The organism is Streptomyces sp. NPDC043746 (genome assembly GCF_056436485.1).
In genome coordinates, this window is the sequence record NZ_JBWKCM010000025.1 from 103920 (window position 1) to 115764 (window position 11845).

10 protein-coding genes are annotated in these 11845 nt (G+C 72.8%); 5 read left to right on the plus strand and 5 right to left on the minus strand.

Annotation, left to right across the window (positions count from 1 at the left end):
• Positions 1-29: 29 nt before the first annotated feature.
• Complete coding sequence (gene trpS / locus AC0682_RS24480) at positions 30-1067, minus strand: tryptophan--tRNA ligase (RefSeq protein ID WP_478535117.1); 1038 nt, start codon at positions 1065-1067, stop codon at positions 30-32.
• 340 nt (positions 1068-1407) lie between these two features.
• On the opposite strand from trpS, the gene AC0682_RS24485 reads away from it, so the two are divergent.
• The 4 genes from AC0682_RS24485 to AC0682_RS24500 all read left to right on the plus strand — a co-directional run bounded on the left by AC0682_RS24485 (position 1408) and on the right by AC0682_RS24500 (position 7555).
• The gene (locus tag AC0682_RS24485; RefSeq protein ID WP_478535118.1) at positions 1408-2499 is read left to right on the plus strand and encodes an LLM class flavin-dependent oxidoreductase; all 1092 of its coding nucleotides are present in this window, start codon (positions 1408-1410) and stop codon (positions 2497-2499) included.
• Positions 2500-2504: 5 nt separating this feature from the next.
• Positions 2505-3164, plus strand: coding sequence for an FMN reductase (locus tag AC0682_RS24490; protein ID WP_478535119.1), 660 nt, complete (start codon positions 2505-2507; stop codon positions 3162-3164).
• 102 nt (positions 3165-3266) lie between these two features.
• Positions 3267-3689 (plus strand): universal stress protein, encoded by a 423-nt coding sequence (locus AC0682_RS24495; protein ID WP_478535120.1) that lies wholly within the window; start codon positions 3267-3269, stop codon positions 3687-3689.
• Between the two features lie 155 nt (positions 3690-3844).
• A complete protein-coding gene (locus tag AC0682_RS24500; protein ID WP_478535121.1) occupies positions 3845-7555 on the plus strand; it encodes an ATP-binding protein in 3711 nt (1236 codons plus the stop codon).
• Positions 7556-7665: 110 nt separating this feature from the next.
• Here the strand turns inward: AC0682_RS24500 and AC0682_RS24505 are convergent, their stop codons facing one another.
• The 4 genes from AC0682_RS24505 to AC0682_RS24520 all read right to left on the minus strand — a co-directional run bounded on the left by AC0682_RS24505 (position 7666) and on the right by AC0682_RS24520 (position 10687).
• A complete protein-coding gene (locus AC0682_RS24505; protein WP_254812193.1) occupies positions 7666-8523 on the minus strand; it encodes an ABC transporter permease in 858 nt (285 codons plus the stop codon).
• Positions 8520-9491, minus strand: a complete 972-nt coding sequence (locus AC0682_RS24510) for an ATP-binding cassette domain-containing protein (RefSeq protein WP_478535122.1) — start codon at positions 9489-9491, stop codon at positions 8520-8522. Before AC0682_RS24510 ends, AC0682_RS24505 begins: the two co-directional genes overlap by 4 nt.
• Positions 9492-9554: 63 nt before the next feature.
• The gene (locus AC0682_RS24515) at positions 9555-10121 is read right to left on the minus strand and encodes an NADPH-dependent FMN reductase (RefSeq protein ID WP_478535123.1); all 567 of its coding nucleotides are present in this window, start codon (positions 10119-10121) and stop codon (positions 9555-9557) included.
• A gap of 158 nt (positions 10122-10279) precedes the next feature.
• Complete coding sequence (locus tag AC0682_RS24520; RefSeq protein ID WP_478535124.1) at positions 10280-10687, minus strand: hypothetical protein; 408 nt, start codon at positions 10685-10687, stop codon at positions 10280-10282.
• A gap of 130 nt (positions 10688-10817) precedes the next feature.
• On the opposite strand from AC0682_RS24520, the gene AC0682_RS24525 reads away from it, so the two are divergent.
• Positions 10818-11744 (plus strand): hypothetical protein, encoded by a 927-nt coding sequence (locus AC0682_RS24525; RefSeq protein ID WP_478535125.1) that lies wholly within the window; start codon positions 10818-10820, stop codon positions 11742-11744.
• Positions 11745-11845: the final 101 nt, after the last annotated feature.

An 11845-nucleotide genomic window follows, 5' to 3' on the forward strand; every position in this document is an offset into this window, starting at 1 on the left:
TGTGTGCGCCTGGAGACCGGCGCCCGCGCCTACCGGAACGTGCCCATCGCCTGCCGTACCTCCTCCAGGGTCCGTTCCGCGAGTGCGGCGGCCCGCTCGTTTCCCGCGCGCAGGACCGACCGTACGTACGTGAGGTCCGCCGCGTACTCCGCCCGCCGGGCCCGGACGGGGGCCAGGTGGCTGTTGACCGCGTCGGCCACCGTCCGCTTCAGAGCGGCGGCACCGCCGCCGCCGATCTCCGCCGCGACCTCGTGCGGGTCCCGGTCCAGGCAGAGGGCGGCCAGCAGGACGAGTGAGGAGACCCCGGGGCGGGTCTCGGGGTCGTAGGTGATGTGCCGGTCCGCGTCGGTGGTCGCACCCTTGATCAGGCGGGCCGTCTCGTCGGCGGTGGCGCCGAGCGGGATGGAGTTGGCGCGGCTCTTGCTCATCTTGGTGCCGTCGGTGCCGAGGAGCAGGGGGGCGTCGGAAAGCAGGGCCTCCGGTTCCGGGAAGAGGTTCCCGTACCGCTCGTTGAAGCGGCGGGCGATCGTCCGGGTGAGTTCGAGGTGGGGCAGCTGGTCCTGGCCGACGGGGACCACGTTGCCCTTGCAGAAGAGGATGTCGGCCGCCTGGTGGACCGGGTAGGTGTACATGAGCCCGCTCACCGCCGACTGCCGGGAGTGTGCGATCTCGTCCTTCACCGTGGGGTTGCGGCCCAGCTCCGCGACGGAGACCAGGCTGAGGAAGGGCAGCAGGAGCTGGTTGAGCGCGGGGACGGCGCTGTGGTTGAAGACGGTGGACCGGGCGGGGTCGATGCCCAGGGCCAAGTGGTCCAGGAGCAGCTCGTCGGTGTACTCCCCCAGCCGCTCGGCGGTGTCCCGGTCGGTGAGGACCTGGTAGTCGGCGATCAGGACGAAGACGTCGACGCCGAGGTCCTGGAGGCGGACCCGGTTGCGCAGGGTGCCGAAGTGGTGGCCGAGGTGGAGGGGGCCGGTGGGGCGGTCGCCGGTGAGGACCCGGAAGCGGGCGGGGTCCCGGGCGATGCGGTGCTCCAGCCCGGTGCTGCGGAGTTCGGCGGTGGTCGTCATGGCGGGGTCTCCTCGCGGTGGTGGATACGGTGCGCGGAGGACGGCCCGGACAGGGAGCGGGTGAGGGCAACGCGAAAGGGCCGTCCATGGTGAACGGCCCTTCGTTCCGTGCAGACAGGTGCTGCGGCCGCTCCTAGGAGGAGCGCCACCAGCTGCGGCACGGGACGGAGGTCATGCGGTGAGTGTACCGACCACAGGCTCGGGAGGGCGCGAATAGAGGCGGGAAGCCGACGTGGAGGAATAGGTCGCGGGCGCAATCCGTTACCGCCCATAGTTCAATATTCAACCAATCACCATCAAGCGTCGCGCTCGATGCCCGCGACCTCAGGAGGCGGACGCCATGCAGTTCGGGATCTTCACCGTCGGAGACGTCACCACCGACCCGACCACCGGCCGGACGCCGACCGAGCACGAGCGGATCAAGGCGACCCTGGCCATCGCGCAGAAGGCCGAGGAGGTCGGCCTGGACGTCTTCGCGACCGGCGAGCACCACAACCCGCCGTTCGTCCCGTCCTCCCCGACCACCACCCTCGGCTACATCGCCGCCCGCACCGAGAACCTGATCCTGTCCACGTCCACCACCCTGATCACGACCAACGACCCGGTGAAGATCGCGGAGGACTACGCCACCCTCCAGCACCTCGCGGACGGCCGCGTCGACCTGATGACGGGCCGGGGCAACACCGGACCGGTCTACCCCTGGTTCGGCAAGGACATCCGCCAGGGCATCCCGCTGGCCATCGAGAACTACGCCCTGCTGCACCGGCTGTGGCGCGAGGACGTCGTGGACTGGGAGGGCAGGTTCCGCACGCCGCTGCAGTCCTTCACCGCCACCCCGCGCCCGCTGGACGGGGTCCCGCCGTTCGTCTGGCACGGCTCCATCCGCTCCCCCGAGATCGCGGAACAGGCCGCCTACTACGGTGACGGGTTCTTCCACAACAACATCTTCTGGCCGATGGAGCACACGAAGAAGATGGTGTCCCTCTACCGGAGCCGCTACGCCCACTACGGTCACGGCACCGCCGAACAGGCCGTCGTCGGGCTCGGCGGTCAGGTGTTCATGCGGAGGAACTCGCAGGACGCGGTACGGGAGTTCCGCCCGTACTTCGACAACGCCCCGGTCTACGGCCACGGCCCGTCCCTGGAGGACTTCACCCGCGAGACCCCGCTGACGGTGGGTTCGCCGCAACAGGTCATCGAGCGGACGCTGACGTTCCGGGACGCGGTCGGTGACTACCAGCGCCAGCTGTTCCTGATGGACCACGCGGGGCTCCCGCTGAAGACGGTCCTGGAGCAGCTCGACATCCTCGGCGAGGAGGTCGTGCCCGTCCTGCGCAAGGAGTTCGCCGCCCTGCGGCCCGCCGGAGTGCCCGACTCCGCGCCCGTCCACCCGGCGGTGACCGCCGCCCGGGCCTCCCGAAAGGAGGGCTGACCCCCGTGTTCGCCACCACCCCCCAGCACATCGTCGCCGTCTCTGCGGGTCTGAGCCAGCCGTCCTCCACCCGGCTGCTGGCCGACCGGCTGGCCGCCGCCACCCGCGAACGGCTCGCGGCGGACCAGGACCGCGACGTCGAGGTCCGCGTCATCGAGCTGCGTGACCTCGCCGTGGACATCGCCAACCACCTGGTCAGCGGGTTCCCGTCGGCCGGGCTGCGGGAGGCGATCGACGCGGTGGCGGAGGCGGACGGGCTGATCGCCGTGACGCCCGTGTTCACCGCCTCGTACAGCGGTCTGTTCAAGTCGTTCTTCGACCTGATCGACCCCACCGCGCTGACCGGCAAGCCCGTCGTGATCGCCGCGACGGGCGGCACGGCCCGCCACTCGCTGGTGCTGGAGCACGCGCTGCGGCCGCTCTTCGCCTACCTGCGGGCCGTCACCGTGCCGACCTCCGTCTACGCCGCCTCCGAGGACTGGGGCTCCTCCGGTGACGAGTACACCGAGGGCCTGCCGTCCCGGATCCGGCGCGCGGGCGGCGAGCTGGCCTCGGCCGTCCTGGGCCGCCCGGCCTCCGGGGCCTCCCGGGCGCCGGGCCTGGACGACGAGGAGGACGCGGTCGTCCCGTTCGAGCAGCAGCTCGCGGATCTGCGACTGGGCTGAGCGGGACGGGTGGGACGAGCCGAACCTCTTGTCCGGTTTGACTACAGTGAGACCGGATGCGGTAACGCATCTGTTCCGAGCCGAAGCGAGCTGGAGGCAGACATGGGCAGGATCGTCGTGGGCGTGGACGGGTCCGATCCCTCGATCAAGGCACTGCACTGGGCCGTCCGTCAGGCCGAGCTGACCGGTGACACCGTGGAGGCCGTCAACAGCTGGGAGTACCCCGCGACCAGCTGGGCCTCGATGATGCCGGGCCTGCCGGAGGACTTCGACCCGCAGGCGCTCGCCACCGTCTCGCTCAACGAGGCGCTGGAGGAGGCCCTCGGTGCCGAAGGGGCCGCCGCGGTCACCAAGATCGTGGTCATCGGCAACCCCGCCCAGACCCTGCTGGACCGGGCCAGGGGCGCCAACCTGCTCGTCGTGGGCGCCCGGGGCCGCAGCGGCCTCAAGGCGACGCTGCTCGGGTCGGTCAGCCTCCACGTAACGCAGCACGCCCCGTGCCCGGTGACGGTGGTACGCGGCTGACGTCGCCCCGTGCGCGGCGCCGCCCCGTGCGGCGGCGCCCCCTGTCCTCCCCCGGCCCACGGCCTCACGGCGTCGGCCCCGGTGGGAAGGGGGGCACTGGCCGTCCACGGGTAAATGAAGGGGCTGTTGTCAGTGGGTGCTCCTATCGTGTGGTCATGACCCCTGCTCTGTTCGGGCGCGACCACCCCGCAGGCATCCTCCGCTCGGAGATCCTCCGGGCGACGGAGAGCCACGGCGGTCTCGTGCTCGTCACGGGCGAGGCCGGGATCGGGAAGACCACCCTCGTCACCGACGCCGCGCACGAGGCGCGGCGGCGCGGGGCGCTGGTGGTCGGCGGCTCCTGCTGGGACTCCGAGAGCACCCCCGGCTACTGGCCCTGGGTGCAGGTGCTGCGCGGGCTGCGCCGCTCCGCCACGGCTGCCGAGTGGGCGGCGGCCCAGGAGGCGTCGGACGGCCGCCTCGGCATCCTCCTCGGCGACCCGGGGGGCGGCGGGCGAGCGGAGGACAGGGGGCCCGCCGGGGTTCCGCCGGACGGAGTCGAGGCGGCGGGCGGCGAGGGACCCGGTGTCCACACCGCCGGGGCCTCCGGTTCCGCCGGGGGTCCGTCGGACGGGGCCGAGGCGGCGGGCGGCGAGGGACCCGGTGTCCACACGGCCGGGGTCTCCGGTTCCGCCGGGGGTCCGTCGGACGGGGCCGAGGCCTTCGGGCTGTACGACGCGGTGACCACCGCCCTCGTCACCGTCTCCCAGAGCCGCCCGCTGGTCGTGGTCCTCGATGACCTCCACAGCGCCGACCCCGCCTCGCTCCGGCTGCTCGAATTCGCCGCCCAGCACGCCTGGTTCGAGCGGCTGCTGCTCATCGGCACCTACCGGGACGTCGAGGTGGAGGCCCCCGGCCACCCGCTCCAGCAGCTGATCCTCCCTCTCGTGTCGCGCGCCTCGGCCACCCTCACGCTGACCGGCCTCGCCCGCGACGAGGTGGGCGCGCTGCTGTCCGTGACGACGGGCCGCGAGCCCGCCCCGCACCTGGTCGACGAGGTCCACCGGCGCACCGGCGGCAACCCGTTCTTCGTCGAGCAGACGGCCCGGCTCTGGCACAGCGGCAGCCCCGTCTCCACCATCCCGCCCGGCGTGCGGGAGGCGGTCCGGCAGCGGCTGAGCCTGCTGCCCGGGGAGGTCGTCTCGCTGCTGACGGCCGCCGCGGTGCTCGGCCGGGAGTTCCGCCGACAGGTGCTGGCCGTGGTGCACGGCTCCCCGGTCCCCCGGGTGGAGCGGCTGCTGGAGTCCGCGATCATCGCCCGGGTCGTCGTCCCGCGCCCCTCCGGGAGTTACGCCTTCGCCCACGACCTGCTCCGCGAGACTCTGTACGCCTCCCTCGGTGACGCGGAGGCCCGCCGCCGCCACGCCGCCGCCGTGCGGGCGCTGGACGCGCACGGCCGGCTCGACGACACCGTGCGGCCCGGGGACCTCGCCCGCCACGCCCACCTCGCCGGAGGAGAGCTGGAGCGCGACCGCCGGATCGATCTGCTGCTCGCCGCCGCCCGGGACGCCTCGGGACGCCTGGCCGACGAGGAGGCCACCGGCCACTACCGCCGGGCCCTCGCGGTGGCTTCGGGCGAGGAAGGCCGGGAGGGCCGGGACCACGGGGAATCGGAGGCGGGCGGGGAGGCCGGGACGGGCGGAGTGGCGGAGGCGGGCGCGGGGGCGCGGGCCGGTGCAGGGGTGCGGGCCGGGGCGGCAGGAGTGACCAGGGAGGCGGCACCGGGTGGTGAGCGGGAGCGCGGGGCCGACGGCCTCCCGGCACAGGACCGCCGCCGGGTCGCACTCATCTGTCTCGACCTGGGCGAACAGCTGCGGCACACCGGGGAGGCCGCCGAGGGGGAGCGGCTGCTGAACCGGGCGGTCGGCCTGGCCCGGGAGCTGGATGACCCGGAGCTGGTGGCCCGGGTGGCCATCACCCTGTACCGCCAGGGCGCCTTCGGCGGCAGTGAGGCGTTCATGGTGGCCTTCCTGAGCGAGGCCCACCGCAAGGTCACCGGCAAGGACGGGCAGGACAGCCTCTCCGCCGACCGGCTCGCGCAGGAGCTGGCCATCCACATCATGGCCCTCGCCCGCGACGGCTCGGACGACGAGGCCCTCGCCTTCTCCCTCTGGGCCCGCCACGACTCCGTCTGGGGCCTCGGCTCGGCGGTGGAGCGGCTGGGGCTGACGGACGAGATGGCCGTCGTCGGCCGTCGCACACAGAACCTGGACATGGAGCTGCACGCCGCCTCCATGCGGTGGGTGACCCTGCTGGAGCTGGGCGACCCGGCCTTCATCGATCAGTACCGCACCTTCATCCGGGCCGCCGAGCGCTCCGAGCTGCCCCGGTTCGCCCTGGCCATCGCCGTCGACAGCAGCCTGATCGCCTCCCTCCAGGGCCGGTTCGACGAGGCGGCCGCGGCGCTCCGGGACGAGGTGCTCGGCCCCCAGGACAGGGAGCACGAGGCGTTCGGCTTCATGCGGTCCCATCTGCGCTGGTCCCTGTACCTGCTCCAAGGCCGGTTCGCGGAGGCGGAGAAGGTCCTCGCCGCGCTGCCGGGCGTCCGGTATCCGTACCCCAGGCTGCTGGAGGCGCTCACCGCGGTCGAGCAGGGCGACGCGGCCCCGGCCCTCCGCCTGATCGCCGAGCAGTCGGACCGACCCGCCGCCCCCTATCCGCGGGTGTTCATGCCGCTCTGGCTCCGGCTGCTGGCCCAAACGGCCGCGGCCACCGGCGACCGGCACCTCATCGCCCGCGCGGAGGACGAACTCACCCCCTACACGGGCCAGTGGATCGTCTCGCTGTACGGGTGTGACATCGGCGGGCCCGTCGACCTCTGGCTCGGGATGCTCGCCGCTGCCCGCCACGACCGGGACGCGGCGGTGGCCGCGCTCACCGAGGCCACCGCCTCCGCGGACCGCCTCGGCGCCCGCCCCTGGGCCGTACGCTCCCGGCTGGAGCTGGCCCGTTCCCTCCTCGCCCGCGCGGAGCCGGGCGACACCGGCCGGGCCCGCGCGATCCTCACCGAAGCGGAGCGGGAGGCCGCCGAGTTGGGCCTGCACCACGTGGCCTCCGAAGCGGCCTCCATCCGTACGGCCCCCTGGGCCGCAGGCCGACCCACCACCGCCGCGTCCCCTGAACTCACGCCCCCCGCAACCGCGCCCCCCGCCGCCATCTCCACAGCGGCCACGAACACCGCCCCCGGCCTCCCCACTCCTGACACCGACAGCACCTCCACCACATCCACCACCCCCTCCAGGCCCGCATCCGGCTCCGGCTCCGGATTCGACGCAGCCCCGGCCGCCGAGTTCCGCCGCGACGGGCCCGTCTGGCAGCTGCGCTGGGACGGGCGGACCGTGCACATGCCCGACGCCAAGGGGCTGCGGGACCTGCACAGCCTGCTGGGGCTCCCCGGCGCCGACGTACCGGCCGTGCGGTTGCTCGCCCCCGAGGGCGGCCGCGCCGTGGTCGCCGCCGGCCGGCTGGGCGGTGACCCGGTGCTCGACGAGGAGGCCAAGCGCCGCTACAAGGAACACCTGGACCGGCTGGACGCCGAGATAGACCGTGCGGCGGCCCGGGACGACACCCGGCAGGTGGAGGCGTACGACCGGGAGCGGCAGGCCCTCCTGGACCAGCTGCGCACCGCGGCGGGGCTCGGCGGCCGGAGTCGCCGCCTGGGCGACCAGACCGAGCGGGCCCGCAAGACGGTCACCGCCCGGATCCGCGACACCCTGCGCAAGCTGGACTCCCTCCACCCCGAACTGGCGGCGCACCTGCGGGAGTCCGTGACCACGGGGACCACCTGCGCCTACCGCCCCGCCCGGGTCCCCGACTGGCGGCTGTGACCTGGCGTCCCATCGCACCAGGCCACAGCAACCACCGGCCTCGCCCGACTGATCACAGCCGACTGATCACACCCGGCCGACATCTCCCGCCGTTCACCTCCGGCCGGCCGTCACTTCCGGTTGTAGAGCCGCATCGTCACGGCGCCGAAGACGACCATGACCGCTCCGGCCCACCCCAGCGACCAGGCGAGATCGGCGACGGGCCAGTTACCCGCCATCAGCCCGCGCACCGCCGAGACCAGGTGGGTGATCGGGCTGTTGTTCACGAAGGCCTGGAGCCAGCCCGGCATCGTGCTCGGGAGGACGAAGACGTTGCTGAGGAAGGTCAGCGGAAAGATCACCATCATGCTGACGCCCATCACGGACTTCTCCGTGCGCAGCATCAGCCCGAACATGGTCCAGATCCACGAGAAGGCGAACGAGAACACCAGCAGCAGGGCCACCCCGGCCAGCACCCCGAGCACCCCGCCCTCCGGCCGGAAGCCGATGATCATGCCGACGGTCAGCATCACCACCGAGGCCAGCAGATAGCGCAGGACATCGCCCAGCAGATAGCCCACCATCGGGGCGGGCCGCCAGATCGGCAGCGTACGGAACCGGTCGAAGACGCCCTTGGCGATGTCGGTGTTGACCGCGATGCCCGTGTACATCGTGATCATCACGACGCTCATCACCAGGATGCCGGGCAGCAGGAACTGGATGTACTCCTGCGTGGAGCCGGCCAGCGCCCCTCCGAAGAGGTACGTGTACATCAGGACGAGCATGATCGGGAAGGCCGTCACATCGAAGAGCTGCTCCGGCACATGCTTGATCTTCAGCATGGCGCGCCAGCCGAAGGTGAGCGAGGCCGACAGCGCGCTGGGCCTCGGCGGTCGGTCCAGACCGACCAGGAGAGCCGACAGGCGCTCCGCGTCCGGAGCCGCGAGCGCGACGTCCTCCAGCTCCGTCTTGGTGGTCGTGGTGCTCATGCCGCCACTCCCTTCTTGTCCGTGAGGGCGAGGAAGACCTCGTCGAGGCTGGGCTGTCCCAGCGAGAAGTTGTCGACCGTGATGCCGGACCGGGCCAGCTCGGCGAGGGCCCGTGCCGCCTGTTCCGCCGCGTCGCGGTCGGAGCCGTGGGCGTCGATCCGGGCGGTCAGCGCCACCGGGTCCGCGTCCAGCACGACCGAGGCGTCCAGCGCGAGGGAGAGCACCCGCTCGGCCTCGGGCCGCTGGGCGGCTTCGCGCAGCCTCAGATGGACCGTGCCGGAGCCGACGGAGGCCTTCAGCTCGCCCTTGGTGCCCTCGGCGATCACCCGGCCGTGGTCGATCACCGCGATCCGGGAGGCCAGTTGGTCGGCCTCGTCCAGATACTGCGTGGTCAGCAGGACCGTGGTGCCCTGGGCGACGACCGCGCGCACGATGTCCCAGACCTGGTTGCGGCTGCGCGGGTCGAGTCCAGTGGTCGGCTCGTCCAGGAAGAGCAGGTCGGGGGTGTTGAGGATGGAGGCGGCGATGTCGATGCGGCGCCGCATGCCTCCCGAGAAGTTCTTCACCTGCTTGCCCGCCGCCTCGCTCAGCCCGAACCCTTCGAGGAGTTGGGCCGCCCGGTCGCGGGCCGCGGGCTTGGAGTGGCCGAGGAGGCGGGCGAGCAGGATGAGGTTCTCGTTACCGGTGAGGTCCTCGTCCACCGAGGCGTACTGCCCGGTGAGGCTGACCCGACTGCGGACCGCGTCGGGGTCCTTCACCACGTCCTTGCCGAAGACGTGGGCCGTCCCGCCGTCGGGGCGCAGCAGCGTCGCGAGCATCCGTACGGTGGTGGTCTTTCCGGCCCCGTTGGGTCCGAGGACCCCGTAGACGGTACCGGTCGGGACCGCGAGGTCGACGCCGTCCACCGCACGGTTCTCGCCGAAGACCTTCACCAGCCCCGCGGTCTCGATGGCTAGTTCAGTGCTCATGGATCCATTCCTTGTACGTCATCGTCGTCGTTGTCTCGGGGTGCCCCGCCGTCGTGCCGGTCCTCAGGAGACGTACGGGCGGACGGCCCGGGCCTCCCGCAGGGCCCGGCCCCACCAGCCGAGCTGATCGAGCATCAGCCGCACCGCCCGGTCCCGCGCGCACGCTCCGGCGTGGTCCTCCAGCGGGGTGTGCAGGAAATCGAGCGCGACCCCGTTGCGCAGGGTCACCGTGTGCAGCTCCGTGAAGACCGAGCGCAGCTGCTCCACCGCGTAGAGCCCGGAGGAGCCGTGGCCGTAGCTCACGAAGCCGACCGGCTTGGCCTGCCACTCGTCGTACGCGAAGTCGATGGCCTGCTTGAGGGAGGCGGGGAAGGAGCGGTTGTACTCCGGGGTGACCACGACGAAGGCCTCGGCCCTCCCGATCGCCCCGGTGAACTCGGTCATCTGCTCCGTCGCCCGCTGCGGGTAGTGCACGGGGAAGTCGAACTCCGCGAGGTCCAGCACGGCGAGGTCCAGCTCGTCCCGTGCCCGGGCGCGCTCCACGAACCAGCGGCCGACCACGTCGCCGATCCGTCCTTCGCGCGTGCTACCGATGATCACCGCCACCCGCAGCGGCTCGTCGTCCGTCATCGCTCCCGCCTCCTCCCGCTCGCTCTCCGGCTCCTCACTCCTGGGGCGCCAGATGCCGGGGCGCGGCCGCCAGATCGCATCTGGCGACCGCGCCCCACGGGCGGAGCACGGCTGGACGGGACCTCGCGGCTCGCCCCGGCGTCAGGGCCCCGTGAGCGTCAGGGCTCCCGTGAGTAGAAGAGGTAGAACGTGGCCAGGAAGACGCCCGCGCCGACCACCAGCCCCAGCACGGTGGAGCGCAGCACGCTGGTGTCCGTGAGGCTCACCAGGAAGCCGATCGCGCAAGCGGTCAGAGCGCCGTACGCCGTCGCCCGCAGCCCGTGGCGCAGGTCGCGCTGAATCCGGCCCAGCGCGAAGCAGAGAACCGCAAGCGCCGCCCCGGAGACCAGGCCCAGCACGACCTGTCCGCCGGTGCTGGGGCCGCCGTCACGGCGGATGAACGCGGCGTAGAACCCGTAGATGATGCCGAGCGCCAGCGGCACCGCCACGGCGAGCGGGCTGAGGCTACGGGGCCGTGCATGGGCTCCGGCCCTCTTCCTGCCGGGCATGGCTGCGTGTGTGACCATCGCGGACAGCTCCTTCCGTCACCCCGTCGCGCGCCCCCGTCCCTCCAGAGCACACCCGCCCGCGCACCCCGGCAACTCGAACGGCGTACGGTCCGGAGCGGGCCGGCTCCGGAGGGGATTCCCTGGAGGGGTGCGGACCTCTCACTCGGCGGACTCGGCCGACCCGGCGGCTTCGAAGGCTTCGACGGCCCGGAGGATCTCAGCGGGGTCGGTGGCCCTCCCGGCGGCCCTGCTCGTCCTGCTCGCCGTCCTGGTTCCGTTCAGCGCGCTCTCCGCCTGGGTCGACCTGGAGATCGACGACAGTGATCGCTATGTCGCCGCCGTCTCCCCTCTCTCCTCCGACCCGGCGGTGCAGAGCACCGTCGCGGACCTGGTCACCGAGAAGGCCATGGAGCAGATCGATCTCGGCCCGCTCCAGGAGACCGTCCGGGACTTCCTCCACGGGGCCGTGCGCTCCTTCACCTCCACCGAGGCCTTCCGCACCGCCTGGGACACCGCGAACCGGGCCGCCCACCAGGCCGTGACCACCGCCCTGGACGGCGACAGCGGCGAGGCGGTCACCATCGACCTGGCGCCGGTGATCGAGCAGGTCAAACAGGATCTGGTGAGTCAGGGGGTGCCGTTCGCGAATCAGATCCCCGTCGAGCGGACGGAGATCACGGTGATCGGCGCCGACCGCGCGGACACTCTCCGGGACTCGTTCCGCTGGCTGCGCTACTGCAGCATCTGGCCGGCCGTCGCCACCCTGGTGCTGCTCGTGCTGGTGGTGGGTATCGCGACGGTACGGGGAGGAGTCCGGGCCGGGCTGACCGCCACGGCGGCGGTGGGCGCCGGGTTCGCCCTCGGCGCGATCGTGCTGCGGATTCTGGTGGCCGTCGGCCGGGGCCGGGTGCTGGACGAGGTGCCTGACGGGGACCGGGACGCGGCTGCGGCGGTGGTCGACGCCCTCACCGACTCGCTGCGGACCGCGGTGTGGGCCGTGCTGGTGGTCGGCGCGGTCCTGCTGGTGGGGGCGGTGGTGGCCCGGGTGCTGCTGAGACGCCGGAGGGCCGGATAGCCCTGTGGTGGGGGGGGGGGGGGGGGGGGGGGGGGGGGGGGGGGGGGGGGGGGGGGGGGGGGGGGGGGGGGGGGGGGGGGGGGGGGGGGGGGGGGGGGGGG

What these genes read in the sequence shown, in the direction of transcription:
- trpS (WP_478535117.1), bottom strand. Translation starts at nt 1,067, where the DNA reads ATGACGACCACCGCCGAACTCCGCAGCACCGGGCTGGAGCACCGCATC.
- AC0682_RS24485 (WP_478535118.1), top strand. Translation starts at nt 1,408, where the DNA reads ATGCAGTTCGGGATCTTCACCGTCGGAGACGTCACCACCGACCCGACC.
- AC0682_RS24495 (WP_478535120.1), top strand. Translation starts at nt 3,267, where the DNA reads ATGGGCAGGATCGTCGTGGGCGTGGACGGGTCCGATCCCTCGATCAAG.
- AC0682_RS24500 (WP_478535121.1), top strand. Translation starts at nt 3,845, where the DNA reads ATGACCCCTGCTCTGTTCGGGCGCGACCACCCCGCAGGCATCCTCCGC.
- AC0682_RS24505 (WP_254812193.1), bottom strand. Translation starts at nt 8,523, where the DNA reads ATGAGCACCACGACCACCAAGACGGAGCTGGAGGACGTCGCGCTCGCG.
- AC0682_RS24510 (WP_478535122.1), bottom strand. Translation starts at nt 9,491, where the DNA reads ATGAGCACTGAACTAGCCATCGAGACCGCGGGGCTGGTGAAGGTCTTC.
- AC0682_RS24515 (WP_478535123.1), bottom strand. Translation starts at nt 10,121, where the DNA reads ATGACGGACGACGAGCCGCTGCGGGTGGCGGTGATCATCGGTAGCACG.
- AC0682_RS24520 (WP_478535124.1), bottom strand. Translation starts at nt 10,687, where the DNA reads ATGGTCACACACGCAGCCATGCCCGGCAGGAAGAGGGCCGGAGCCCAT.